This window comes from Phytohabitans rumicis (genome assembly GCF_011764445.1).
GTDB lineage: Bacteria > Actinomycetota > Actinomycetes > Mycobacteriales > Micromonosporaceae > Phytohabitans > Phytohabitans rumicis.
Window position 1 is genome coordinate 6,815,699 of record NZ_BLPG01000001.1, and the last position, 25,441, is coordinate 6,841,139.

Consider the following 25,441-nt stretch of genomic DNA (forward strand, 5'->3'; position numbering starts at 1 on the left):
CCACTCTACAGCGCGTTGCCGAACGTGTCGCACCGCTTCGGGTCGCCGGTGCGGTAGCCGTGGTCGAACCACTGCTGGCGCTCCTGTGCGCTGCCGTGCGTGAACGCCTGCTCGTTGACCCGGCCGGTGCTCTGGCGCTGGATCGTGTCGTCGCCCACCGCGGCGGCGGCGGTCAACGCCTGCTGGATGTCCTGCTCGGTCACGCCGGTGAAGAGCGGCTGCCCGCCGGCGTCGGTGGTCTGCGTCGCCTTGTTGGCCCAGACCCCGGCGTAGCAGTCCGCCTGTAGCTCCAGCAGCACCGAGAGGGCGTTGGCGTTGCCGGGGTCGCGCTGCTGCTGGCGGCGCATCTGGGCCTCGGTGCCGAGCAGCGTCTGCACGTGGTGGCCGTACTCGTGGGCCGTGACGTACGCCTGGGCGAACTGGCCGGGCGCGCCGAACCGGTTGGCCAGCTCGTCGTAGAAGCTCAGGTCGATGTAGACGTGGTTGTCGGCGGGGCAGTAGAACGGGCCGACGCCCGAGTCGGCCGCGCCGCATCCGGTCGACACCGCGCCGGAGAAGTAGCGGGTCGTCGCGGTCTGGTACGGCCGGCCGAAGTTCTCCGGCAGGCCGCGCTGCCAGTACGCCTGGATGGAGTTGATGAACGCAAGGTTGACGCAGGCCGGGTTGTCGAACCGGTTGGCGTTCTCCCGGGAGCATGCCTGATCGAGTTGGGTGTTGTCGGCGGTCTCGGTGTCGCTGCCGGTGAGCCCGCCGAGGCTGCCCAGGCTGCCGAGCCCGCCCAGCCCGCCCTGGCCGAGGCAGAGGAAGCCGAGCAGGCAGACCAGCACCACGGCCACGACGAGGAGGCCGCCCTTGCCGGCGGGCAGCTTGAAGCCCGGACCAGGCAGGCGTGGGCGTCCCCCACCCCGCGTGCCGCGCATGTCCTCGACCTGGCTGGTGTCGAGGTCGGCGTCCTTGTTGAACTCCACGCGATCATGCTAAGACCACAAATCCGGCAATACGGTCTAAAGGGCGTTGCCGATCTTGATCACTAATGCGTTGGGAGCCCGCCGGACGGCCCGGTAGAATCGCTCCCGTGCTGCTCTGCGAAGGCTGAGCTTTCAGGAGCCGACCGGGTCGATGACCGGCCGGCTCTTTGGTGCGCCCTGAGACAGCCTTCGATCCCCCAGAGAGCGAGTTCACGAGATGATTACCGCCACCGGCCTGGAGCTTCGCGCCGGCGCCCGGATCCTGCTGTCCGACACGACGCTGCGCGTGCAGCCGGGCGACCGGATCGGCCTGGTCGGGCGCAACGGCGCCGGCAAGACCACCACGCTGAAGGTGCTGGCCGGCGAGGGCCAGCCGTACACCGGGCAGGTCGACCGGCGCAGTGTCGTCGGCTATTTGCCGCAGGACCCGCGTACCGGAGATCTCGAAGTCACCGCCCGCGACCGGGTGTTGTCCGCGCGCGGCCTGGACACCCTCCTGGCCGAGATGCAGCGCCTGGAGGCCGAGCTGGCCGCGGGCGACGACCGCCTCCTGCGCCGGTACGGCACCCTGGAGGATCAGTTCGCGTCGCTGGGCGGATACGCGGCCGAGGCCGAGGCCGCCCGCATCTGCGCCAACCTGGGCCTGCCCGACCGGGTGCTGGCGCAGACCATCGGCACCTTGTCCGGCGGCCAGCGGCGCCGCATCGAGCTGGCCCGGATCCTCTTCCGCGACGCGGGCGAGGACGGCGCCGGCATCCTGCTGCTCGACGAGCCGACCAACCACCTGGACGCCGACTCGATCACCTGGCTGCGCGGCTACATGGCGGCCCACAAGGGCGGCCTGATCGTGATCAGCCACGACGTGTCGCTGCTCGACGCGGTGGTCAACAAGGTCTGGTACCTGGACGCCAACCGGTCCGTCGTGGACATGTACAACCTCGGCTGGAAGGCGTACCTGGAGCAGCGCGAGACCGACGAGCGGCGGCGGCGCCGGGAGCGGGCCAACGCCGAGAAGAAGGCCGGCGCGCTCATGGCCCAGGCGGACAAGATGCGGGCCAAGGCCACCAAGACGATCGCCGCGCAAAACATGGCCCGCCGGGCGGAGCGGCTGCTGTCCGGTCTGGAGGACGAGCGGGTCGCGGACAAGGTTGCCAAGGTGCGGTTCCCGACGCCGGCGTCGTGTGGCCGCACCCCGCTCACCGCGACCGGGCTGTCCAAGTCGTACGGGTCGCTGGAGATCTTCACGGACGTCGACGTGGCCGTGGACCGCGGCTCCCGGGTGGCGATCCTGGGCCTCAACGGCGCCGGCAAGACCACCCTGCTGCGGATGCTCGGCGGCCTGCTGGAGCCGGACACCGGACAGGTGCTGGCCGGGCACGGGCTGCGGGTGGGCTACTACGCGCAGGAGCACGAGACGCTCGACGTCGAGCGCACCGTGCTGGACCACATGCGCAGCGCGGCGTTCGAGCAGTCGGACACCGACCTGCGCAAGATCCTGGGCGCGTTCCTCTTTTCGGGTGACGACGTTGACAAGCCCGCCGGCGTGCTGTCCGGCGGCGAGAAGACGCGGTTGGCGCTGGCCACGCTGGTCTGCTCGGGCGCCAACGTGCTGCTGCTCGACGAGCCGACCAACAACCTCGACCCGGTCAGCCGCGAGCAGGTCCTGGACGCCATCGCCCGCTACCCCGGCGCGATCGTCCTGGTGACGCACGACCCGGGCGCCGTACAGGCCCTGAAGCCGGACCGCGCCATCCTGCTCCCGGACGGTGACGAGGACGCCTGGAGCGACGACCTGCTGGAGCTCGTCGAGCTGGCCTAGCCGGGGTGGAGTGCGGCGGCGAGCAGCACGGCGGTGGCGGCGCCGACCCCGACGAGGAGCAAGGGGGCGGCACCGGCGGTCCGGCCCGGCGTTCCGGGGCGGTCGCGGCCACCGCAAGCCACGGGAAGAACGTCAGCCACGCCTGCTCCACCCCGCCCCGGGCCAGCCCGGCCAGCACAGTGGACAGCACCGCCACGGTGGCGCCCACCAGGAACGGCCACCCGGGCGTGTTGCGCACCTTCCGCAGGCTGGCGACCAGCGCCGGGCCCGCGGCGAGCAGCAGCGCGACCAGGCTGATCCCGCCCCACCAGAGCACCGGGCGGTCGCGCTGCGCGGCCAGCAGCCCGTCCACCCAGCGGAACCCCTGCAACTGGGCCACGCCCACCGGCACCAGCGCGCCGGCCGCGGTGACCAGGTTGAGCGCCGCCCGCCGGCGGGCGAAGTACAGGCACACCAGCGACAGGCCCATCCACGGCACGGCGAACGAGAACATCGCCGCCACGCCGAGCAGCAGCCCTGCCGTACCCGCCCAGGCGGCCGCCTGCACGCCCGTGCGGCGGTGATCGCTGGCCCGGACCCCCGCCGCGACCATCGCCGCGACCAGGACCGCGACGAGCGCGTCCAGGCTCGCGCACAGCCATATCGAGTACGGCGAGAGCGCGACCACCGGTAGGTAACGGCGGCCCGGCAGGTCGCCGCAGACGCCCCGCACCGCGACGAGGACCAGCGGCACCAGCAGCGCCCCGACGCCGGTCAGCAGCGCGCCCACGGCCAGCGGCTCGGTGATTCCGGCACGGTGCAGCCAGCGCAGCACCAGCGCGGGGCCGGGCGGCGCGCCGGGGTGGAACGCCTGCCCGTACAGCCCGGCCAGGCCGTGTACGAGGGCCAGCGAGACCGTCCACGCCAGACCGGCCAGATAGCCGGTGACCAGTACGAATGGCCAGCCGGCCCGGTCCCACCAGCCACGGGCCACGACGGCCAGGACCACCGCGGCCACCGCCGGCGCGAGCAGGCTTCGCGGCCCGACCGTCCACGAGTACGCGCCGAGGAACGGCGCCGCGGACGTGCCGAGGCCACTCGCGAACCGCGTCGCCAGCCAGGTGAACGCGAGTCCGGCGGCGACGAGGGCGAGCCACCCGAGAAGATCTCGGCGCGTCACCCTCGCATCGCTCATCACGGCGCACCACGGTATCGGGTAGGCGACAAGGTGTGCGTGTCGCTTGGCTTAGCGATGATATCTAGCGCATGATCGTTCGAGGCGGTCTAATAGGTGGGACCGCAAAGAAACCGCACAGTCTGGGACGTGAGGAATCAACATGGCAGCCACCGGCACAGCCACCAGCACTGAGAAGGGTCGCCGGATCGTCGGAGCCGAGCGTCAGACGCTCGCCAAGGACCTGGTCAAGCGGTATACGTCGGGTGAGAGCATTCGTGCTCTCGCGGCGTCGACCGGCCGTTCGTACGGGTTCGTGCACCGCGTACTGACCGAATCGGGCGTGCAGCTTCGCCAGCGCGGCGGCGCTCGTCGCCGCAAGAAGGCGTGAGCACTCTTTCGCCTGTTCCGCACCCGCCCGCCGTCGGAAACCCCCGATGACCTCCGACAGCGGTGTTCGGCTGGATTGCGCCGGGCCGGTCGCGACTGTCACGTTGTGCCGGCCCGACGTGCTCAACGCGCAAACGCCTGCGATGTGGACGGCGTTGCGTGAGTTCTCCCGCGACCTGCCCGGTGATGTGCGGGTCGTAATCGTACGGGGCGAGGGCCGGGCCTTCTCCGCCGGGTTAGACCTTTCACTAGTGAGTGGTGAAGGGATGAATTCTTTCACGGAGATGGCCCGGATCACCCCTGAGGAAAGCGCCGATCGCATTCACGGCTTTCAAATGGGATTCACGTGGTTGCGCCGGCCTGACATCGTTAGCATCGCAGCGGTGCAGGGGCATGCGATCGGCGCCGGATTCCAGCTCGCGTTGGCGTGTGATCTGCGCGTACTCGCCGACGACGCGAAGCTATCCATGGCCGAGGCGGCACTGGGTCTCGTACCCGACCTCGGCGGCACCAAACGCCTCGTGGAACTGGTCGGTTACGGCCGCGCGTTGGAGCTGTGCGCCACCGCGCGGCGGGTGGACGCGGTCGAGGCCGAGCGGATCGGGCTGGCCAACCTGGTGGTGCCCCGCGCCGACTTGGACGGTGCCACCAACGACCTGGCCGCAGCCGTGCTCAACGCACCCCGCAACGCCGTCATCGAGGTCAAAGCCCTGCTCAGCGGGGCCGCCGACCGGTCGTACGCGGAACAGGACCGCGCGGAGCGGGAGGCGCAGACGCGCCGGTTCCGCGACCTGGCCGGGCTGGGCGAGTAAGGATTACCCGGGAACATCGGGCTTACCTGGCGAGTTCTGTCGTACGGGCGGTGGAGACTGGACCCGCGGACGGCTTTGGAGGTGACCGGTGTCATACGGCGGCATGGGGGGCTGGGAGACGCTACGTGCGCTCCGGGCCAAGGACAAGGTCGCTGGCCACCGGCTCACCCGGGGCACCGGCAGCCGGATCGTGGCCTTCGCCAGGCCGTACCGCCGGGACATCGTTGTCTTCTTGATCACCGTGGTGATCGCCGCCGGGATCGGCGTGGCGACCCCGGTGCTCGCGGGCGACGTTGTCAACGCGATCACCCGCGGCGGCTCCGAAGCCGGCGCGACGGTGGTCCGGCTGGCGCTCTTCATCGCCGGCCTCGCCGTCGTCGACGCGCTGCTCTCGCTGGCCCAGCGCTGGTATTCGGCCCGCATCGGCGAGGGCATCATCCTCGACCTGCGCACCCAGGTCTACGACCACGTGCAGCGGATGCCGTTGCAGTTCTTCACCCGTACGCAGACCGGCGCCCTGGTCAGCCGCCTCAACAACGACGTGCTCGGGGCGCAGCGGGCGTTCACCTCGACGCTGTCCGGCGTTGTCAGCAACGTGATCCAGCTGGTCCTCACCGCGGCGGTGATGTTCACCCTGTCGTGGCAGATCACCACGCTTTCGCTGTTCATGCTGCCGCTGTTCATCCTGCCCGCCCGGCGGGTCGGCCGGCGCCTCGCGGAGATCACCAAGGAGGGCTACGACCTCGACGCGAAGATGAACGCCACGATGACCGAGCGGTTCGGCGTGGCCGGCGCGCTGCTGGTCAAGCTCTTCGGCCAGCCGGACGCGGAGGCGCGCCGGTTCGCGGTCCGCGCCGAGCGGGTCCGCGACATCGGCATCCAGTCCGCGATGTTCTCGCGCACCTTCTTCGTCGCCATGCTGCTGGTGGCCTCGCTCGCCCAGGCCCTCACGTACGGGCTGGGCGGCTGGCTGGCGGTCACCGGCAGCGTCAGCGCCGGCACGGTCGTCACGCTCGCGCTGCTGCTCACCCGGCTCTACGGCCCGCTGACCGCACTGTCCAACGTGCGCGTCGACGTGATGAGCGCGCTGGTCTCGTTCGACCGGGTCTTCGAGGTGCTCGACCTCGCGCCGTCCATCGCGGAAAAGCCCGACGCGGTCGACATCCCGGCGGGCGCCGGCCGGCTGGAGTTCCGCGACGTGCGCTTCCGCTATCCGTCCGCGGCCGAGGTCTCGCTCGCCTCGCTGGAAGACGTCGCCGCGCTCGACCGCACCGTCTCCGAGCCGGTGCTGCGCGGCGTGTCCTTTGTGGTCAAGCCCGGCCAGATGGTGGCCCTCGTCGGCCCCTCCGGCGCCGGCAAGTCCACCACCTCGATGCTGGTCTCCCGGGTGTACGACGTGACCGAGGGCGAGGTGCTCGTCGGCGGCGTCGACGTGCGCGACGCCACGCTCGGCTCGCTGCGCGACACGATCGGGGTGGTCACCCAGGACTCGCACCTCTTCCACGAGACCATCGCCGACAACCTGCGGTACGCCAAGCCCGACGCCACCGACGACGAGCTGTGGGCGGTGCTGCGCGGCGCCCAGGTCGAAGACCTCGTCCGGTCCCTGCCCGACGGGCTGGACACGATGGTCGGCGAGCGCGGCTACCGCTTCTCCGGCGGCGAGAAGCAGCGGATCGCCATCGCCCGACTGCTGCTCAAGGCCCCGTCCATCGTGATCCTCGACGAGGCCACCGCACACCTCGACTCCGAGTCCGAGGCGGCCGTGCAGCAGGCGCTCGCGGTGGCGCTGACCGGGCGTACGGCCCTGGTCATCGCGCACCGCCTGTCCACCGTGCGCAACGCCGACCAGATCCTGGTGCTCGACGACGGCAAGATCGTGGAGCACGGCCGCCACGACGAGCTGGTCGGCGTGGGCGGGCTGTACGCCGAGCTCTACCGCACCCAGTTCGCGGTCGCCGACTCGCCCACGCCCTACGGCGAGGGCGACACCCCCGAGCCGGTCACCGTCCCCGGCCGGGCCTACCCCGACGAGACCTGAGCGGCGCGCAGCCGGGCAAACGCGTCGGCGAGCGTGTCCACCGTGTAGTGCGCGTTGAGGCCGCTCGGGTTGGGCAGCACCCACAGGCCGGTGCGGCCGAGCGCCTCGGCCTGCCGCCCGAACGTGGCCCCCGGCCGCCCGAACCCGATCCGGTACGCGGTCACCCCGACCACCGCCAGCCAGCGCGGCCGCCACCGGGCCACCTTCTCAGCCAGGACCTCGGCGCCGGCGACCAACTCGTCCCGGGTCAGCTCGTCGGCGCGCGCCGTGGCCCGGGCCGCCACGTTGGTGATGCCCAAGCCGTACGCCAGCAGTTCGTCCTGCTCGGCCGGGGCCAGTTGGCGCGGCGTGAAGCCGGAGCGGTGCAGCGCCGGCCAGAAACGGTTGCCCGGACGGGCGAAGTGATGGCCGGTCGCGGCGGAGTACAGACCGGGGTTGATGCCGCAGAAGAGCACCGCCAGACCCGGCCCGACGACGTCCGGGATGGTCCGCCCGGCCGCCGAGGCCAGCTCCTCCTTGGACGGCCGCATACCCCCTCCTCCCACTCGCCGTTTCACACTCCCGCGCGCCACGCCTGCTCGCGCGCGTCGATCAAGGGCTTTTGCGTCGATCAAGGGCAAACGGTCGTGGAAAAGAGATCAAACCACGGCCATATGCCCTTGATCGACGCAAAAGCCCTTGATCGACGCGGCCGGCCGTGCAGGCGCGGGCCCCGTACGCCCGCTCGCTCAGCCCCAGATCCACGCGGATCATCCTGCCAGCCGAGTTTGATCAGGGACTTTCTACGCAGACGCGCCGGCAACACGCCCGACAAACTCCCTGATCACCGTGGAGAGGCGGCGGAGGGGGCCGCGGGGGTGGGTGCGGGAGGAGAGTTCGTCCGCGGCTAGGGCGGACAACGGCGTGGACCGGGCGAAGGCTAGGCCGTCGGCGTAGGAGCCTTGGGTGGGGCGGGTGGCGGCCCAGGAGGCGAAGGCGGTCGGCCATTCCGGGCCGAAGGACGCGGCCAGGAGGGGCCAGTGGCGGGCCACGTCGGCGGCGCGTTTGCGCAGGAGGGCGCGGCGGGCGGCCTCGACGGGTACCGGGTCGAAGCCGTCCGGCACCGGTGCGCCGGCGACGAGGGCCGCCACGAGCGCGGCCTGCCGGTCGGCGAGCGTGCGCGGTGTCTCCTCGGTCGCACGCGCGGCGGCGCCCGTAGGCGGCGTCATTCCATCGGCGGCCGCGTCCGTTTGGGGTTTCGGTTCGTGGCGCCGCTGGAAAAACGCCGCCGCGCCGCCGCGCGTACTCATGTGATGACCGGGTAGCCGGAGGCGGCGGCGATCGCGTCCAGTTCGGCGCGCAGGGTGGCGGCCGGCGGGTAGTGGCCGTCGCGTTCCAGCATCAGGGCCGGCGGCCGGCGCCGGGCGCACAGCTCCCCGACCAGGTCGAGCACCTCCCGCGGCACCGCGTCGGTGTGCGTGTCGTGGTAGATCCCGTCGTGTTCGGCGCCGCCGGCCACGTGGACGTACGCCACCCGCTCCAGCGGCAGCCGGCCGAGCAGGTCGGTCGGCTCGGTGCCCCGGTTGCGGGCGTTGGCGTACACGTTGGCGATGTCGAGAAGCAGCAGCGCCCCGGTGCGGTCGAGGATCTCGGTCAGGAACGCGCCCTCGTCCAGCTCGTCGTCCGGCCAGTCGAAGATCGCGGCGATCGGTTCCAGCGCGATCGGCACCGGCAGCTCCGCCTGCGTGCGGACAACGTTGGCGACGACCGCGTCGACCGCCTCCCGCGTCCGCGGCAGCGGCAGCAGGTGCCCGGCCTCCAGCCCGCCCGCGCGTACGAACGCGATGTGCTCGCTCACCAGCGGGGCCCCGAGCCGTTCGGCCACCGCGGCCAGGTGCGCGACCCGCGCGGGGTCGACGGGCTCCGCGCCGCCGAGCGACAGCTTCACGCCATGGGGTACGACGGCAGCACCCTTGCCCCGGAGGGCGGCGAGGGGAGCCGGCAGCGGCCCGGAAGACGGCACCGACTCCGCGACGACCTCGGTGAACGCCAGCCCGGGCAGGTCGGCCACGAACCCGGAGATCTCCGGCCGCCAGCCGATGCCCACGCCGAACGACGGGGTGGTCATCCCCCGCATCCTCCGCCGCCGCAGCCGCCTCCGCCGCCGTCGGACGAGCCACCGCTGTCCCCGCCGGAGGAGCTGCCGCCGTAGGAGCCGCCGGTGCCACCCGCCGACGCGTACGCCCGCTGGATCTCGGCCTCGGCGGCGAATGCCGGGTCGAGCGCCCACAGCGACGCGGCGCCGAAGAGCCCGACGCCGAGCGCCACGCTCGCCGCGCCGTACGTCGCGTAGGCCGGCGCGCTCGACGGCGACAGGTACTCGTGCCGGCGGCGCATGTCGTTGAGGGCTGTGCGGGCGGCCATGGTGTGCCGGGGTACCCGGAAGAAGGTGGTCACCGCGATCAGCGCCCAGCCGATGAGCAGCAGGATGAGGAAGCCCACCGGCTTGTCGTTCGCCAGGCCGGCCATGACCCGCACGATGCCGAGCCCGAGCAGGGCGAGCATCAGCAGCGGGACCACCCGGGCGGCCCGGCGGGTCGCCGCGGTCGGCACCAGGCCGTCGGACCGGAGGCCCTCGCGCAGCTCGGTCAGCGCCGACTCCACCCACGGCTCGTGGGCCAGGTCGCGGGCGCGGATCCGCTTGCCGGCCGCGTTGTAGACCGCCTGGTCCAGCGGCGTGACGCCGGCTGGCATCGGGCCGGCGGGGGACAGGGCGCCGCCCTTGGCCACGTCGATCGCCCCGGCGGCGCGCAGCCCGGCCAGCGACGAGTACAGGGCGAGCTTTTCGCCCCCGTTGAGGTAGGCCACCTGCTGCGGGCCGAGCCGGTCGACCGGGTAGCCCCGACGCCCGGTGAAGAGGATGGCGCGGTGGATGATCGCGGCGATCACGAGTGCTGCGGCGGCGCCGGCAAAGAGCGCCAGGAAGGTGGGTCCGGGGATCCCCCAGGTGTCACCGATCATGCGTTCATAGTGCGACAGGTTGTCACGCCTTGCGTACCGCCTCTTCGACCAGATCGAGCACCCGGCCGAGGTCACCCGGCGGGCGGCCCATGGCCAGGTGCAACACCAGGCCGTCGTACGCCAGCTCTAGAAACTGGGTCAGCACATCCAGGGGTACGTCGTCGCGCAGCACCCCGGCGTCCCGCTGGCGGCGCAGGCGTTCGTGGGTGGCGTCGGTGATGGCCTGTGAGCGCTCCGCCCAGCGCTTGGCGAACGCGGGGTCGGTGCGCAGCCGGCGGGACACCTCGAGCTGGCTGCCCAGCCAGCCGGCGGTCTCCGTGGAGTCGGCGCGGGCGAGCAGGTCGCGCATGACCTGGACGAGGCCGTTACGGGCGACGGTCTCCACCATCGCGGCGGCGTCGTCCTCGGCGACCGCGAGGAAGAGCGAGTCTTTGTCCCGGAAATGGTGGAAAATCGCCCCCCGGGACAACCCGGTCTCTTCCTCCAGACGGCGCACCGTGGCACCCTCGTACCCGTGCCGGGCGAAACAGGCACGGGCGGCGGCGAGGATCTCCTGGCGGCGCGCGTCGAGCTGGTCCTGACTCACCCTGGGCACGCAAGGATCGTGTCACGGTGACCCGACGCAGGCAATCCGTACGTACGGCTTGCTGCGTCGAGCGGGTGCGGGTTTGTTTACGGAACGGGACTATTCCACGGTGTACCGGTTCACGTAGGGTGCGCGAGTGCCCCTCCTGCTCCTCGATCTGGATAACACCCTGCTTGATCGGGCGGGGGCGTTTCTGGCGTGGGCCCGGGGGTTTCTGACCGAGATCGGGGCGCCGCCGCAAGACCTCGACTGGCTGGTCGCCATCGACGCCGATGGCTTGACCGACCGGTGGGACGTGGCCGACGCCATCCGTGACCGGTACCGGCTGCGGATCTCCTCGATCGACCTGGTCGACGAGCTGACCGAAGGACTGGTCGAGCGGCTGACGCTCGACCCGTTGGTCGCCTGCGCGCTGCGCATCGCCGACGACGCGGGCTGGGTGCCGGTGGTGGTCACCAACGGCGCGACCCGGCACCAGGACATCAAGATCCGGCGCACCGGGCTGGACCGGTACGTCGCCGACTGGGTGATCTCCGAGGACGCCGGCGTCAGCAAGCCCAACCCGCGCATCTTCGCGCTGGCCGCGCAGCGCGTACGGATGCGGCTGCACGGCGCGTGGGTGGTGGGCGACAGCCCGGAGGCCGACATCGGCGGCGCCGCCGCGATGGGCCTGCCCAGCGTGTGGCTGCATCGCGGACGCACCTGGATGGAGTCGCGCTACCGGCCGACGAGCACGGCCGGAGGCGTCATCCCGGCCGTGGCCACAGTGCTGGCCGCGGCCGGGGCCGCCCGCTACGCGTAGCTCCACCCACCCGTGATCAAGGCGTCCCTCAAGTCGCTCCAGCGACTTCAGGGACGCCTTGATCACGGGTGGGGCTACTGGAGGTAGCCCTCCACCTCCGACTTCGGGCGCGCGTGCGCTCCGGCCGGGTCGCCGCCCACATCGCGGGCCGCGCGGCGCTGGCGGAGCAGGTCCCAGCACTGGTCCAGGGACTCCTCGACCTCGCGCAGCCGGGTCCGCTCCTCGTCGGACGAGATCTCGCCCTTCTGCACCTGGTTGCGCAGCTGGTGCTCCTCGTCGACCAGCCGGTGGATCTCGGAAAGGATCGTGGTGTCTTCCATGTGGTGAAGCCTACGAGGCCGGTCCGTCGACCGGGGCACGCCAGGCCGCATCCGGCGTCGCCGCCAGCTCCGGGGTGGCCGGCAGCGCCAGGCTGATCTTGGCGTGCCCGTGATGCGCCGCGACGGCTGCCCGGTGGTACGCCTCGATCTCCCGTACCAGCTCGTCGCTCTCGTAGATGCTGCCGTCGACCAGCGGCCCTGGCCGCCGCTCCAGGATGGCGGCGACGTCTTCGCCGTTGAGCGTCTTGTGAATCTCCAGCGCGTGCGCCAGGGTCAGCACCTCGCGGCGGTTCTCCTTGAGTAGCGCAGCGGTCTGCTCCAGAAGGGTGGCCAGGTTGTCCTCGATGCGGTCGGCGAGTGCACGGCGCGCGGTGTCCTCGGGGTTTTCCCGCTGTCCCTGACCACGCCCGCCGGGCGTGCCGATGCCGATCTGGACCGACAGGGAGTACGAGGAGACCGTGGAACCCATGCCCCAGAAGCCCTCCATCTGCGTCGCGACAGCGGTGGCCGACTCCAAGTCGCCGGACACGCCGGAGGAGCTGTCGCCCTCGAAGAACATCTTCTCGCCGGCGAGCGAGGCCAGTGACACGTAGATGTCCGACTCATACTCGGTGCGCCAGCGGGTGAACTGGTCCTCCGGCTTGATGCTCGCCACCATGCCGAGATACTCGGCGCCCTTCTCGATGGTGGCCACATCGATCTCCATGTGGTGCCGGGTCCGGTACGCGGCGACCGCGTGGCACGCCTCGTGCACCGCGACCGCGTGCCGCTCCCGCTCGATGTACTCCACGTCTTCTGGTGGGCCGAGCTGCTTGAGGCGCTTGGCGTCCATCACGTCGCGCCACTCGATCACCTCGCGGTCGTCCCGGATCGCCGTGATCAGGGCCTCGTTGACCAGGTCCTTGATGGTCGCGCCGGTGGCGTACGGCGTGATGACGGCGAGCTTCTCGATCTCGTCGTCGGTGAGTTCGTGCCGCACCTTGTCCAGGTAGCCCTGGTAGGTGCGGACGCGGCCGGCCTTGCTGGGGTAGCCCACCTTGTAGATCCGGTCGATGCGGCCCGGCCGGAGCAGCGCCTCGTCGAGCGCCTCGGGCAGGTTGCTCGCCATCACGACCAGAATCCGGTACTTCGGTGGCGGCTTGGGGCGCATGCCGAGCAGGCGGCGCACGTACCGGTTGACGAACCCGCGCGGCTTCTTGAGGCCGGACAGCTCGCTGAGCAGGGCCTGCAGCGTGCCCATGTCGCCGCCGCCACCACCCATCATGTTGCCGCCCATCACGAAGCGGCTGCGGCGGGTGCGGGGCTGGTCCTCGGCCGGGAGCGTCGAGGCCATCGCGTTGCGGGTCAGCAGCCACTGCGACTGCTCGGACAGGTACGAGAAGCCGTGGCAGCCGTCGTGCTGGAAGGGGGCCGGCGTCGTGCCACGGGGAAGCCCGGCCCGCCCTGGGCGAGCGCGCCGCGCCGCCCGAGCGAGTCGGCCTCGTCGAAGAAGACGATCACGCCGCCGTACCGCAGCGCGAGCTTGCGCAGCTTGCGGAACAGCGACTTGACCTTCAGGATGCCGACGCCCATGAACATGTTGGCGAACGCGCCGGGGTCGACGAAGACGTACGGCCGTCCTGTCTCGCCGGCCATCGCCTCGGCCATCAGCGTCTTTCCGGTACCGGGCGGGCCCCACAGCAGGATGCCGCCGGGGACGTAGCCGCCCTTGGTCTCGATCGCCTCGGGCTTTTCCAGGAAGAGGATGTTCTCCTTGACCCGGTCCACGACGTGGTCCTGGCCCCAGACGTCGGTGAAGCGGGTCTTGATGTCGTCCGGGTAGTACGTCTCGACGCCGCCCTTGGAGAGGAACCAGAAGATCGCGACGAACTGCAGCACGACGAAGAGCAGGATGAAGACGAGCTGCAGGATGAACGGCAGCAGGTTCCAGATGATCGAGGGCATCTCGAACATGGCGAGCACCGGCGAGGTGTCCAGCACCGCGCCGGCCACGAACGCCAGGATCACGATCCAGAACACCCATTTGATCGCCCGAGCGAACCGGAACCGGGTCCAGTCGCTGAACCGCCGGTGGGTCAGCCGCTCGAAGCCGCCGAACACCCGGTTTGTCCAGAAGAGGTGGTAGCCGGACCACCGTTCGCTGATCAGGAAGTGGAGCTGCCGGAGCACCTCCGCACCCATGATCACGAAGATCCAGAAGGACTCGCGCGCTTCCAGCCGGGCCGCGTCCACGAACGGCAGGAGCGGGTTGTCGGCCATCGAGGCCCACACCAGGATCAGCCACAACAGCGAGAGCAGCAGGATGAACTTGATCCGATCCCAGAGCGGCAGCTTGGGCCGGGTGGGCCGGTGGTCGTCGCGTGGGCCCTCGTCGGGTGGGCGCAAGCCCTCCACGTGGATCGCCGGCTCTGTCATGATCAGCTCCTCACCGTGAAGGACGTGACGATGCCTTCGAGCTCGTCGGCGCGGTCCGCGTAGCACTTCGCGGTACAGCGGATGAAGAGCATGTAGAGAAGACTCGCGTCGTCGTTGACCAGGGCCGTCAGGTCAAACGTGTGCAACTGGCCCAGCAGCGAATAGTTGAAGACCACCCGGACGCCGTGCAGGCCCTTCTCGGGCGTGAGCACCTCGTCGCGCAGCGGTTCGAAGTCGGTCAGCATCGAGCCGGCCTGCGTCGCCGCATCGCGGGCGTCCGTGGTGAACGGCATGACCGCGTTGCGTAGGGCGTCGAACGAGACGGAGTCGCTCTGCTCGGGCAGGAGTTGCTCGACCTTGGCCCAGGCCACCGGCTTGGGGGTGGGCAGCATGCCGTACACGTGGGAGACCGCTGGGTCGTCGGCGTCGGCGTCGTACGCCACTGTCCAGAGCAACTGGTCCCGGATCTTCGCGGTGGCGGAGCTGGGGTCGGCCCCGACCGCCCACTCGTCCAGCGAGTCCTGGTTGACCTTCTCCCAGGTGCTAGGGATCTTGAAGTACGTCTTGTGGTCGGAGTTCTTGACGTACTCGTACTCCGGGGCACCGCAGGCCGTCAGTAGGAGCATCGCGGCAACGACGACAGGAATGACCCGTTTGCCCAGCATGGCGCCCTCCCTCGGTAGGGCCTTTTCCGTGCTGGTCAGTATGGATCGTTACTGTTACGAGACATAGCGTTCGACGGGATCTAATTGCCGCCGCAAAGGATGAGGGTCCGACGCGGTGCGCCGGACCCTCAGCTGGTAGTGCCTAGCTGGCGAGCATCTTGCGCAGGACGAACTGCAGAATTCCGCCATGCCGGTAGTAGTCGGCCTCACCGGGCGTATCGATGCGGACCACCGCGTCGAACGCCACGCCGGTGTCCGTGGTGACCCGGACCGTGGCCGGGGTGCCGCCCTCGTTGAGCGCCTCGATCCCGGTGATCGAGAACGTCTCGGTGCCCTCCAGGCCGAGCGACTCGGCGGTCTCGCCCTTCGGGTACTGCAGCGGGAGCACGCCCATGCCGATCAGGTTGGACCGGTGGATCCGCTCGTACGACTCGGCGATGACCGCCCGCGCACCCAGCAGCATCGTGCCCTTGGCCGCCCAGTCCCGGGACGAACCGGAGCCGTACTCCTTGCCGGCCAGGATCACCAGCGGCACGCCGGCCGCCTGGTACGCGACCGAAGCGTCGTAGATCGTGGTCTGCTCGCCGGTCAGGTGGTTGACCGTGAACCCGCCCTCCACACCCGGCACGAGCTGGTTGCGCAGCCGGATGTTGGCGAACGTGCCCCGGATCATCACCTCGTGGTTGCCCCGGCGGGAGCCGTACGAGTTGAACTCGTGCCGGGCCACGCCGTGGTCGGCCAGGTAGCGGCCGGCGGGGGAGTCCGGCTTGATCGAACCGGCCGGGGAGATGTGGTCGGTGGTCACCGAGTCGCCGAGCCGGGCCAGCACGCGGGCGCCAGTGATGTCGTTCACCGGCTGCGGCTGGTGGGCCATGCCCTCGAAGTACGGGGGCTTGCGCACGTACGTCGAGTCACCGTCCCAGGCGAACGTGTTGCCGGTCGGCGTCGGCAGCGACTGCCACCGCTCGTCACCCGCGAAGACGTCCGCGTAGTCGCGGGTGAACATCTCGCTGGCGATCGCCTTGGCGACCACGTCCTCGATCTCGGTGGCGCTGGGCCAGATGTCCCGCAGGTACACCGGCTCGCCGTCCGACCCGTTGCCGAGCGGCTCGTTGGCCAGGTCGATGTCCATCGTGCCGGCCAGCGCGTACGCCACCACGAGCGGCGGGGACGCGAGGTAGTTCATCTTCACGTCCGGGTTGATCCGGCCCTCGAAGTTGCGGTTGCCGGACAGCACCGACACCACGGACAGGTCGGCCTCGTTGACGGCCGCCGAAATGGCCTCCGGCAGCGGGCCGGAGTTGCCGATGCAGGTGGTGCAGCCGTACCCGACGAGGTGGAAGCCCAGCTTCTCCAGGTACGGCGTCAGCCCGGCCCGCTCGTAGTAGTCCATGACCACTTTGGACCCCGGCGCGAGCGTGGTCTTCACCCACGGCTTGCGCGACAGTCCCTTGTCGACCGCGTTGCGGGCCAGCAGCGCGGCGCCGAGCATGACCTGCGGGTTGGAGGTGTTGGTGCAGGACGTGATCGCGGCGATCACCACCGCGCCGTGGTCCAGTTCGAACTCCGTACCATCGTCGTCTTTGATCCTGATCGGGTTGGACTGGCGGCCGTTGGCGCCGGCGGCGGCCGACACGAGATCACGCGGTGCGTCCGCGGGATCGTCGGCGTGCGCGTACGCCGGCGGGTCGCTGGCCGGGAACGACTCGGCCGACGACTCGTCGGCCGGGCCCTCCTCCTGCACGTAGTTCTTGAGCGCGGCGCGGAAGAGCGTCTTGGCGTTGCCCAGCGGGACGCGATCCTGCGGGCGCTTCGGGCCCGCCAGCGAAGGCTCGATTGTGGACAGATCGAGCTCGAGCCGCTCGGAGTAGTCCGGCTCCGCGGACGGGTCGTGCCACAGCCCTTGCCGCTTCGCGTACGCCGCGACGAGCGCGACCTGCTGGGCTGAGCGGCCGGTCAGCTCCAGGTAGCGGATCGTCTCCTCGTCGACCGGGAAGATGGCCACAGTGGAGCCATACTCCGGGGACATGTTGCCGATGGTGGCCCGGTTGGCCAGCGGCACCGCGCTCACGCCCGGCCCGTAGAACTCCACGAACTTGCCGACCACACCGTGCTTGCGCAGCATCTCGGTGATGGTGAGCACCAGGTCGGTGGCCGTCGTGCCGGCGGGCGCCTCGCCGTGCAGCTTGAAGCCCACCACGCGCGGGATCAGCATGGAGACGGGCTGGCCCAGCATCGCCGCCTCGGCCTCGATGCCGCCGACGCCCCAGCCGAGCACGCCGAGGCCGTTGACCATCGTCGTGTGCGAGTCCGTGCCGACAACCGTGTCCGGGTACGCCTGGCCGTTGCGCTCCATGATGGTGCGCGCCAGGTACTCGATGTTGACCTGGTGCACGATGCCCGTGCCCGGGGGCACCACCTTGAACTCGTTGAACGCGGTCTGGCCCCAGCGCAGGAACTGGTATCGCTCGCGGTTGCGCTGGTACTCCAGCTCGACGTTGCGGACGAACGCGTCCGCACGGCCGAACAGGTCGGCGATGACCGAGTGGTCGATGACCAGCTCGGCCGGGGCGAGCGGGTTGACCTTCGTGGGGTCGCCGCCCAGATCGCGGACGGCCTCGCGCATGGTGGCCAGGTCGACCACGCAGGGAACGCCGGTGAAGTCCTGCATCAGGACGCGGCTCGGCGTGAACTGGATCTCCACGCTCGGCTCGGCCGCGGGGTCCCAGCCGCCCAGCGCCCGGATGTGGTCGGCCGTGATGTTGGCGCCGTCCTCGGTGCGCAGCAGGTTTTCCAGCAGGATCTTCAGGCTGTACGGCAGGCGCGCGTGCCCGTCCACCTTGTCAATCGTGAAAATCTCATAGCTCGCGTCACCGACGCTGAGCCGGCTCTTCGCACCGAAGGTGTCGAGGCTCGCCACGTCGTACTCCTTCCTGCCCGTATTTACCGTGCCGCTTACGCCAGCTCAGTCTTTCGCACCCCGACAGCCGTCGCCCGAGTTAGGCAGCCCTAACCGCAGGCAGCGGGCGGGTACGCAAAGTAAACCGTACGTCCGTCTTGCTACTCCCCGCAACCCCACCCCCTCCTCCTCTGCCCCTCCCGCCCCTCTCCCGCCCTCTCCCGCGCCCTCCCGCGCCTCTCGTGCCCCTCCTTGCCCCTCTCGCGCCTTTCCGTGCTTTTCCGTGCCCGCCCGTGCTTTTCCGTCGATCAAGGGCAAATGGTCGTGCTTTGATCTCCGATCCACGGCCGTTTGCCCTTGATCGACGGAAAAGTCCTTGATCGACGCGGGAGCGCGGGGCGGGGATGGACCGCTTGCCGGGGTGCGGGTCCGCGCGGGATGTTGATGACTCTGTTGCCGGGACGGCAGCTCGGTCCACGGACTCATGCATGGCACGGCGTAGATGATCTTCGTTCGGGTGATATGCCGCATTTGCATGGCCATCTTGGTAGATCTTGGTGGCAAATCGTCGTTAGGGCGACGGTAAATCACCAAGATCTATACGTGTGTCGATCGCCGAGGGGGTAAAGGCGGCATACCGCCCTCGTTGGCAAGCGCGTGATACACGGCGGCCGACCCTGGCCGTCCTCGGCGCTGCCTGCCCGTCTCGCCGTGCCGATCAAGGATTTCCGCGTCGATCAAGGGCAAATGGTCGTGGTTTGGAGATCAAAGCACGACCATTCGCCCTTGATCGACGCGGAGAGAGGGCGCGGTGGGGGCTACGGGAGGGATAGGTGGAAGGTGTAGTAGTCGACCTGCCACGAGTCCTTTTTCAGGCGGCGGTTGGCGAGGATCCGCGAGTGGAAGCCGGCCTCGGCCGCCAGGCGCTCCAGGTAGCCCAGGTCGCCGGAGGTGCCGAAGAAGATCAGCATCCGGGCGCCGGGGCGCAGGTGATCGCGTACCTGGCGGAAGAAGGTGGTCAGCGCCCGGTAGTCCTCGTCGGTGCTGCCGCGTTCCAGCAGGTCGCGCGGGGCGAACCAGCGGAACGGCGGATCGAAGACGACCAGGTCGAAGTCGCCGTCGACCGCGCTGAAGACGTCGCTCTCGCGTACCTCGACCCGGTCGGCGACGCCGTTGCGCTCGGCGTTTTCCCGGGCGGTCGCGACGGCGTGCGGGTTGACGTCGACGGCCAGCACGTCGGTCGACTTCGAGGCGGCGAGGATCGCGTTGACGCCGCAGCCGGTGCCCATGTCGAGCACCCGGTCGCCCGCGCGCACCTCGGCCAGCACCGCCTCGCCGAGCAGGTGGGACATGGCGTTGATCGGGTGCACGTCTGGTGGCACCACCAGCGTCAGCCCCAGGTAGTCGAATGTCTGGCCGTCGCCGGCTTCGGCACGGGCCTGGGCGTACGCGTTCTCGTGCCACTGGCGGATCCGCTGGGCGTACTCGTCGGAGACCGTCGGCCGGTACATGCCGCGGAGTCTAGGGTTTCGCGGCGGCCAGGCCCTCTCGAATTTTCGCCGCGCCCAGGTCGGCGCCGTGCACCGGGGTGTCCGGCTGCTGCCGCCAGCTCTCGTCGAGCGTGCCGGCGTCGACCGGGTCGAAGCCGAGTTCGTTGACGAGGTCCATCACGGTGCGCTTGGCGTCCGCGTCGTCGCCGGCGACGGGCAGGCCGATCCGGGTCGGGTCGCCGCTGGGGCGGCCGAGGCCGAGCAGGTGCCCGGCGGTCATGGTGTTGAACGCCTTGACGACCTTGGCGCCGGGCAGCGCCTCGGCGGTCCATCGGCTGGAGGACACGGCCCGGTCGACGATCTGCGGGATGTCGCCGTCCCGTGTCGCGTAGTAGTTGTTGGCATCCACCACGATCTTGTCGCGGAACGCGGCGGCGGGCAGGTCCGGGACGGCCTTCACGGGTACGGCGATGACCACGACCTGTGCGTCCCCGGCGGCCTCCTCGATGGTGCCGGCCTTGGCGCCGGTTTCCGCGGCGAGGGCGGTCAGCGTCTGCGGGCCGCGGGAGTTCGCCACGGTCACGTGATGGCCGAGGGACTGGAAACGTCGGGTCAGGGTGCCGCCGATGTGGCCCGAGCCGATGATGCCGATGTTCATCGTTCGAGAGTATCGCGCTGCAAACTCTTGCAGAATCTTTCTGCAAGAGCTAGCGTGCGGTCACCCCACGATGCAGGAGACCGTCGATGAAGCTGCGCTCCTTCGCCGCCGCGCTCGTCCTTGCCCTCGCTCCCGTGCCGGTGAGCTCACCGGCGCCGGCTGCCGCTCCACAAGGGACAGTCCACAGGGCAGAGCAGTTCTACTTCGTACTTCCGGACCGCTTCGCCAACGGCGACCCGCGCAACGACCGTGGCGGCCTCGCCGCTGATCGGCTGGTCAGCGGGTACGACCCGGCCGACAAGGGCTTCTACCACGGTGGCGACCTGCGCGGCATCATCGACAAGCTGGACTACATCCAGGGCCTGGGCACCACGGCCGTCTGGATGGCGCCGGTCTTCAAGAACCGCCCGGTCCAGGGCAGCGGCGCCGACGTCTCGGCCGGCTACCACGGCTATTGGATCACCGACTTCACCGCGCTCGACCCGCACTTCGGCACCAAGGCCGACCTGCGCGAGCTGGTCGGCAAGGCACACCAGCGCGGCATCAAGATCTATCTGGACATCATCACCAACCACACCGCCGACGTCATCCGGTACGCCGAGAACCAATACGGGTACGTCGACAAGGCGACCGAGCCGTACCGGGACGCGCAGGGGCGGCCGTTCGAGGACCGCAACTACTCCGACGGCTCGCGCGCGTTCCCCACGGTGGACGCCAAGTCGTTCCCGTACACGCCGGTCTTCCCGACCCCGGCCGACGCGACGGTCAAGGTGCCGGCGTGGCTCAACGACCCGACGATGTACCACAACCGCGGGGACTCCACGTTCTCCGGGGAGAACAGCGAGTACGGCGATTTCTTCGGCCTCGACGACCTGTGGACCGAACGCCCCGAGGTGGTCCAGGGCATGACGAAGATCTACGCCGACTGGGTCACCTCGATGGGCGTCGACGGCTTCCGCATCGACACCACCAAGCACGTCAACATGGACTTCTGGCCACGGTTCACCCGCGGCATCGAGGCCGTCGCCCCACGCGACTTCTTCATGTTCGGCGAGGTCTACAGCGCCGATCCGCAGTTCACCTCGACGTACGTCCGGCAGGGCGAGCTACCGGCCACATTGGACTTCCCGTTCCAGGAGACGGCCCGGAACTACGTCGCCGCGGGCGGATCCGCCCAGGCGCTCGCCGACCTGTACGCCGCGGACGCCCTCTACACCGCCCGCGACACCGGCGCCGGCCGCATGCCGACCTTCCTCGGCAACCACGACATGGGCCGGATCGGCTCCTTCATCGCCGGCGGTGGTACCGATCCCGCCACCCACCTGAGCCGCGATGTGCTCGCCCACGAGCTGATGTTCCTGACCCGCGGCCAGCCGGTCGTCTACTCCGGCGACGAGCAGGGCTTTACCGGGCCGGGCGGGGACAAGGACGCGCGGCAGGACATGTTCGCCTCCAAGACGCCGGACTACCTCGACGACGACCTGCTCGGCACCGACCGCACCCACGCCAGCGACCAGTACGACACCGCGCACCCGGTCTATCGGGCCATCGCCGAACTGTCCGCGCTGCGCGCCGGCCACTCCGCGCTGCGCGACGGCGTACAGGTGACAAGACATGCGGACAGCGGGCCCGGCGTCTTCGCCTTCTCCCGCGTCGACCCGCGCGAGCGGGTCGAGTACGTCGCGGCCGTCAACAACGCCAGCACCGCGCGGACCGTCACCGTCGACACCTGGTCCAGCTCTTTTACCGAGGTGTACGGCGAAGGCACGGCTGCGGGCGGGGCGCGCTTGACGCTGACCGTCCCGCCGCTGTCGGCCGTGGTGTACCGGGCCGGCGCGCCGATCCCGGTGGGCGGCGCGCCCACGGTCACCCTGACCGGTCCCAGCGGACCCACCGCCGGGCGCGCCGAGGTCGTGGCCAACGTCACCGGCGACCCGCTGGCCACAGTCACCGTCTCGGCGAGGGTGGACGATGGACAGTGGAAGGTGCTCGGCACCGCGGACCGCGCGCCCTACCGGGTCTTCCACGACCTGAACGGGTTGCCGGCCGGGGCGGAGCTGGAGTACCAGGCGGTCGTACGGGACAGCGAGGGAAGGACCGCGTCGGTGAGGTCGAGAGCCACCGTGGCCACGCCGCCGCAGGGCGGGAGCCGGGACTGGCTCGTCGTGCACTACAACCGCCCGGCCGGCGGGTACGACGACTGGGGCCTCTACACGTGGGGCGACATCGATCCGGCGTGGCAGACGCAGTGGCCGGCGGGGCAGCCGTTCGCCGGCGAGGACGCGTACGGCCGGTTCGCCTGGGTCAAGCTCAAGCCGGGGGCGAAGAACGTCGGCTTCCTCGTGGTGAACTCGGCCGGGGTCAAGGACGTCGAGGCGGACCGCTTCGTCGACGTCACCCAGCACGGCGAGGTCTGGCTCAAGCAGGGCGACCCCGCGGTCGGGCTGAGCCATGACAAGCCGCCCGTCGAGGACGGCGTGGCGATCCTGCACTACCGGCGGCAGGCCGGCGACTACGACGGCTGGGGCTGCACGTGTGGGACGGCGCGGCCAGCCCGACCGACTGGGGCGCGCCGCTGCAGCCGGCGTCCCGGGACGCGTTCGGCGTGACGTTCCGGGTGCCGCTGGCCGCGGGTGCGACCGGGCTCAGCTATATCGTCCACAAGGGAGATACCAAGGACCTGCCCGACGACCAGCGGCTCGACTTCGGCACCGCCGGCCGGGAGGCGTGGTTGCTGGCGGCCACCCCGCAGCGGCTCCTGCCCGTGCCGGTCACGGCGGGCGGCGACAAGGACATCACGAAGTCCAGGGCGCACTGGATCGACCGGTCCACCGTCGCCTGGCAGACCACCTCCACGGACGGCAAGCGGTACGCCCTCGCGGTGGCGCCCGCTGGCGGCTTGTCCATCGTGGATGGCGAGTTGGTCGGATCGTACTCGACGATTCCGCTGACCGCGCGGCGCAACGGCCTCACCGAGGCGCAGCGGGCGAAGTTCCCGCACCTGTGGCAGTACGGGGTGCTGACGGTCGACCGGCGGCACCGAGGGCTGGTGAAGGACGCTCTGCAAGGGCAGCTCGTGGTGACGGAGCGGGACCACGAGGGCAAGCTGCTGGCCGCAACCGGCGTGCAGATCCCGGGTGTTCTCGACGACGTGTATTCCTCCGCGACCGGTACGTCTCTCGGCCCGACCTTCAAACGTGGCCGGCCGACGCTGTCCGTGTGGGCGCCGACCGCGCAGGCGGTCGCGCTGGAGCTCTACGACACGCCGGCGGCGACAGCGCAGGTCGTGCCGATGCGCCGTGACGACAAGTCGGGCGTCTGGTCGGCGACCGGGAGTTGGCAGGGGAAGTACTACAAGTACCGGGTCACCGCGTGGCAGCCGGCCGTCCAGCGAGTCGTCACGGCGTCGGTCACCGACCCGTACTCGGTCGCGCTGGCCCCTGACTCGACGCACAGCCTGGTCGCCGACCTGAGTGACCCCGCAGTCAAGCCGCCGGGCTGGGACGCGCTGCGCAAGCCGGCGTCGGTGCCGACGACGCGTACCCAGATCCAGGAGCTGTCGGTCCGCGACTTCTCCATCGCCGACGCGTCGGTGCCGCCGGAGCAACGGGGCACGTACGCGGCGTTCACCGGCTCGGGCGCGGGTGCGGCGCACCTTCGTGCGATGGCCCAGGCGGGCGTGACCCACGTGCACCTGCTGCCGGCGTTCGACTTCGCGACGATCCCGGAGCGCCGGGCCGACCAGGCGACGCCGCCGTGCGACCTGGCGGCGCTGCCGCCGGATTCGGACAAGCAGCAGGCGTGCGTCGCCGAGGTCGCCGACCGCGACGGCTACAACTGGGGGTACGACCCGCTGCACTACACCGTGCCCGAGGGCGGGTACGCGGTGGACCCCGACGCGCGTACCCAGGAATTTCGCCAGATGGTGGCGGCGCTGAACGGCGATGGCCTGCGTGTCGTGATGGACGTGGTCTACAACCACACCTCGGCGTCCGGTGTGGACGACCGGTCGGTGCTGGACCAGATCGTGCCCGGCTACTACCACCGGCTCCTGCCCGACAGGGCGGTCGCCAACTCGACCTGCTGCGCCAACACCGCGCCGGAGCACGCGATGATGGGCAAGCTGGTGGTCGACTCGATGGTCACCTGGGCCAAGCAGTACAAGGTGGACGGTTTCCGCTTCGACCTGATGGGTCACCACCCCAAGGCGAACATCCTGGCGGTCCGTGCGGCGCTCGACCGGCTGACGGTTCGCAAGGACGGCGTCGACGGCAAGGCGATCCTGCTGTACGGCGAGGGGTGGGACTTCGGCGAGGTGGCCGGGGGAGCGCGGTTCGTCCAGGCGACTCAGGCCAACATGGCCGGCACCGGGATCGGCACGTTCAACGACCGGCTGCGCGACGCGGTGCGGGGCGGCGGCCCGTTCGACGCCAACCCGCGGCGGCAGGGCTTCGCCTCCGGGCTCTACACCGACCCGAATGGCGACCCGGTGAACGGGTCCACCGTGGAGCAGCGCGCCCGGCTGCTGCACCAGCAGGACCAGATCAAGGTGGGGCTGACCGGCAACCTGGCGGGCTACCGCTTCACGTCGTCGTCGGGTGCGGCCGTCACCGGCGCGGACATCGACTACAACGGCTCGCCGGCCGGGTACACGGCCGCGCCAGGGGAGGCGGTCACGTACGTCGACGCGCACGACAACGAAATCCTGTACGACGCGCTGGCGTACAAGCTGCCGCCGGGGACGAGCGCGGCGGACCGGGCCCGGATGCAGGTGCTCGCGCTGTCCACTGTGGTGCTCGGGCAGGGCGTCGGCTTCGTGACGGCCGGCTCGGAGCGGTTGCGGTCCAAGTCGCTGGACCGCAACTCGTACAACTCGGGGGACTGGTTCAACCAGATCCGCTGGGACTGCGCGGACGGCAACGGCTTCGGGGCCGGGCTGCCGCCAGCGGCCGACAACCAGGACAAGTGGCCGTACGCCCGGCCGCTGCTCGCCGACCCGGCCCTGGTGCCGGACTGCGCGGCGATCGGACTCGCTGACGCCCGCTACCGGGAGCTGCTGCGGATCCGGGCGTCGTCGCCGCTGTTCTCCCTGGGCAGCGCGGCCGAGGTGCAACGGCGGCTGTCGTTCCCGCTGTCCGGGTCGGCGGAGACGCCCGGAGTGATCACGATGCGGCTGGGCGACTCGGTGACGGTGGTCTTCAACGCGACTCCGGCATCGGCTACGCAGACGGTGCCGGCGCTGCGCGGGGCGGACGTGAGGCTGCACCCGGTGCTGCGCGAGTCGGCCGACCCGCTGCTGCGCACGGCCTCCTTCGACGCGGCCACCGGCACCTTCACGGTCCCGCCCCGCAGCGTAGCGGTGTACGTGCGCAGTTGATGTTGCAAGGAAGGGCACCTTGTTATGCAAAAAGCGATAACAAGGT

General features: G+C 70.4%; 18 protein-coding genes and 1 pseudogene. 6 read left to right on the forward strand and 13 right to left on the reverse strand.

The annotated features are described in order from the left end of the window. Nucleotides 1–5 precede the first annotated feature (5 nt). Nucleotides 6–968, reverse strand: coding sequence for a KPN_02809 family neutral zinc metallopeptidase (gene ypfJ / locus Prum_RS31005; protein ID WP_173079687.1), 963 nt, complete (start codon nucleotides 966–968; stop codon nucleotides 6–8). 217 nt (nucleotides 969–1,185) lie between these two features. Between ypfJ and Prum_RS31010 the strand changes: the two genes are divergently transcribed. The 4 genes from Prum_RS31010 (at nucleotide 1,186) to Prum_RS31030 (ending at nucleotide 7,183) form a co-directional block, all read left to right on the forward strand. Then, entirely contained in the window at nucleotides 1,186–2,787 is a 1,602-nt protein-coding gene (locus Prum_RS31010; protein ID WP_173079688.1) for an ABC-F family ATP-binding cassette domain-containing protein, read from the forward strand. Between the two features lie 1,316 nt (nucleotides 2,788–4,103). After that, nucleotides 4,104–4,331 carry a helix-turn-helix domain-containing protein gene (locus Prum_RS31020; RefSeq protein ID WP_085066491.1) on the forward strand — a complete coding sequence of 76 codons (228 nt, stop codon included), beginning with the start codon at nucleotides 4,104–4,106 and terminating at the stop codon, nucleotides 4,329–4,331. 46 nt (nucleotides 4,332–4,377) lie between these two features. Further along, complete coding sequence (locus Prum_RS31025; protein WP_173079689.1) at nucleotides 4,378–5,142, forward strand: enoyl-CoA hydratase/isomerase family protein; 765 nt, start codon at nucleotides 4,378–4,380, stop codon at nucleotides 5,140–5,142. A gap of 103 nt (nucleotides 5,143–5,245) precedes the next feature. After that, nucleotides 5,246–7,183, forward strand: a complete 1,938-nt coding sequence (locus Prum_RS31030; protein ID WP_173079690.1) for an ABC transporter ATP-binding protein — start codon at nucleotides 5,246–5,248, stop codon at nucleotides 7,181–7,183. Here the strand turns inward: Prum_RS31030 and mug are convergent. From mug to Prum_RS31055, 5 genes are all read right to left on the reverse strand, one after another. Further along, nucleotides 7,165–7,713: a G/U mismatch-specific DNA glycosylase gene (gene mug / locus Prum_RS31035; RefSeq protein WP_173079691.1), complete on the reverse strand. Its 549-nt coding sequence runs from the start codon at nucleotides 7,711–7,713 to the stop codon at nucleotides 7,165–7,167. The genes Prum_RS31030 and mug overlap by 19 nt on opposite strands. Nucleotides 7,714–7,965: 252 nt before the next feature. After that, nucleotides 7,966–8,472: an SCO6045 C-terminal-like domain-containing protein gene (locus tag Prum_RS48875; protein ID WP_178132668.1), complete on the reverse strand. Its 507-nt coding sequence runs from the start codon at nucleotides 8,470–8,472 to the stop codon at nucleotides 7,966–7,968. Beyond that, on the reverse strand, nucleotides 8,469–9,290 hold the full coding sequence (locus Prum_RS31045; RefSeq protein ID WP_173079692.1) for an MbnB/TglH/ChrH family RiPP precursor modification enzyme: 822 nt from the start codon (nucleotides 9,288–9,290) through the stop codon (nucleotides 8,469–8,471). The genes Prum_RS48875 and Prum_RS31045 overlap by 4 nt, the downstream gene beginning before the upstream one ends. Beyond that, the gene (locus Prum_RS31050) at nucleotides 9,287–10,183 is read right to left on the reverse strand and encodes a TIGR04222 domain-containing membrane protein (RefSeq protein ID WP_173079693.1); all 897 of its coding nucleotides are present in this window, start codon (nucleotides 10,181–10,183) and stop codon (nucleotides 9,287–9,289) included. Before Prum_RS31050 ends, Prum_RS31045 begins: the two co-directional genes overlap by 4 nt. A 22-nt stretch (nucleotides 10,184–10,205) precedes the next feature. Beyond that, a complete protein-coding gene (locus Prum_RS31055) occupies nucleotides 10,206–10,778 on the reverse strand; it encodes a TetR/AcrR family transcriptional regulator (RefSeq protein WP_173079694.1) in 573 nt (190 codons plus the stop codon). Between the two features lie 127 nt (nucleotides 10,779–10,905). On the opposite strand from Prum_RS31055, the gene Prum_RS31060 reads away from it, so the two are divergent. Next, nucleotides 10,906–11,571: an HAD family hydrolase gene (locus Prum_RS31060; protein ID WP_173079695.1), complete on the forward strand. Its 666-nt coding sequence runs from the start codon at nucleotides 10,906–10,908 to the stop codon at nucleotides 11,569–11,571. A 74-nt stretch (nucleotides 11,572–11,645) separates the two neighbouring features. On the opposite strand, the gene Prum_RS31065 is transcribed toward Prum_RS31060, so the two are convergent. From Prum_RS31065 to Prum_RS31095, 7 genes are all read right to left on the reverse strand, one after another. Next, a complete protein-coding gene (locus Prum_RS31065; RefSeq protein ID WP_173079696.1) occupies nucleotides 11,646–11,891 on the reverse strand; it encodes a DUF2630 family protein in 246 nt (81 codons plus the stop codon). Nucleotides 11,892–11,901: 10 nt separating this feature from the next. Next, nucleotides 11,902–13,224: an AAA family ATPase gene (locus Prum_RS52165; protein ID WP_173079697.1), complete on the reverse strand. Its 1,323-nt coding sequence runs from the start codon at nucleotides 13,222–13,224 to the stop codon at nucleotides 11,902–11,904. An 11-nt stretch (nucleotides 13,225–13,235) separates the two neighbouring features. Beyond that, complete coding sequence (locus Prum_RS52170; protein WP_173079698.1) at nucleotides 13,236–14,306, reverse strand: AAA family ATPase; 1,071 nt, start codon at nucleotides 14,304–14,306, stop codon at nucleotides 13,236–13,238. 2 nt (nucleotides 14,307–14,308) lie between these two features. After that, nucleotides 14,309–14,971 carry a hypothetical protein gene (locus Prum_RS31080; RefSeq protein WP_173079699.1) on the reverse strand — a complete coding sequence of 221 codons (663 nt, stop codon included), beginning with the start codon at nucleotides 14,969–14,971 and terminating at the stop codon, nucleotides 14,309–14,311. A gap of 142 nt (nucleotides 14,972–15,113) precedes the next feature. Further along, nucleotides 15,114–17,891, reverse strand: coding sequence for an aconitate hydratase (locus Prum_RS31085; protein ID WP_173079700.1), 2,778 nt, complete (start codon nucleotides 17,889–17,891; stop codon nucleotides 15,114–15,116). A 797-nt stretch (nucleotides 17,892–18,688) separates the two neighbouring features. Then, on the reverse strand, nucleotides 18,689–19,381 hold the full coding sequence (locus tag Prum_RS31090) for a methyltransferase (RefSeq protein WP_173079701.1): 693 nt from the start codon (nucleotides 19,379–19,381) through the stop codon (nucleotides 18,689–18,691). Between the two features lie 10 nt (nucleotides 19,382–19,391). Further along, nucleotides 19,392–20,018: an NADPH-dependent F420 reductase gene (locus Prum_RS31095; protein WP_173079702.1), complete on the reverse strand. Its 627-nt coding sequence runs from the start codon at nucleotides 20,016–20,018 to the stop codon at nucleotides 19,392–19,394. Between the two features lie 86 nt (nucleotides 20,019–20,104). On the opposite strand from Prum_RS31095, the pseudogene pulA reads away from it, so the two are divergent. Continuing rightward, a pseudogene (pulA, locus tag Prum_RS52175) lies at nucleotides 20,105–25,395 on the forward strand (pullulanase-type alpha-1,6-glucosidase). The last annotated feature ends 46 nt before the right edge of the window (nucleotides 25,396–25,441 follow it).

Excerpts from the sequence above, each read along its gene's own strand:
- mug (WP_173079691.1), bottom strand. The coding sequence starts at position 7,713 with ATGCGGCCGTCCAAGGAGGAGCTGGCCTCGGCGGCCGGGCGGACCATC.
- Prum_RS31030 (WP_173079690.1), top strand. The coding sequence starts at position 5,246 with ATGGGGGGCTGGGAGACGCTACGTGCGCTCCGGGCCAAGGACAAGGTC.
- Prum_RS48875 (WP_178132668.1), bottom strand. The coding sequence starts at position 8,472 with ATGAGTACGCGCGGCGGCGCGGCGGCGTTTTTCCAGCGGCGCCACGAA.
- Prum_RS31050 (WP_173079693.1), bottom strand. The coding sequence starts at position 10,183 with ATGATCGGTGACACCTGGGGGATCCCCGGACCCACCTTCCTGGCGCTC.
- Prum_RS31045 (WP_173079692.1), bottom strand. The coding sequence starts at position 9,290 with ATGACCACCCCGTCGTTCGGCGTGGGCATCGGCTGGCGGCCGGAGATC.
- Prum_RS31065 (WP_173079696.1), bottom strand. The coding sequence starts at position 11,891 with ATGGAAGACACCACGATCCTTTCCGAGATCCACCGGCTGGTCGACGAG.
- Prum_RS31090 (WP_173079701.1), bottom strand. The coding sequence starts at position 19,381 with ATGTACCGGCCGACGGTCTCCGACGAGTACGCCCAGCGGATCCGCCAG.
- Prum_RS52170 (WP_173079698.1), bottom strand. The coding sequence starts at position 14,306 with ATGACAGAGCCGGCGATCCACGTGGAGGGCTTGCGCCCACCCGACGAG.
- Prum_RS31025 (WP_173079689.1), top strand. The coding sequence starts at position 4,378 with ATGACCTCCGACAGCGGTGTTCGGCTGGATTGCGCCGGGCCGGTCGCG.
- Prum_RS31010 (WP_173079688.1), top strand. The coding sequence starts at position 1,186 with ATGATTACCGCCACCGGCCTGGAGCTTCGCGCCGGCGCCCGGATCCTG.
- Prum_RS31095 (WP_173079702.1), bottom strand. The coding sequence starts at position 20,018 with ATGAACATCGGCATCATCGGCTCGGGCCACATCGGCGGCACCCTGACC.
- Prum_RS52165 (WP_173079697.1), bottom strand. The coding sequence starts at position 13,224 with ATGGCCTCGACGCTCCCGGCCGAGGACCAGCCCCGCACCCGCCGCAGC.
- Prum_RS31080 (WP_173079699.1), bottom strand. The coding sequence starts at position 14,971 with ATGCTGGGCAAACGGGTCATTCCTGTCGTCGTTGCCGCGATGCTCCTA.
- Prum_RS31020 (WP_085066491.1), top strand. The coding sequence starts at position 4,104 with ATGGCAGCCACCGGCACAGCCACCAGCACTGAGAAGGGTCGCCGGATC.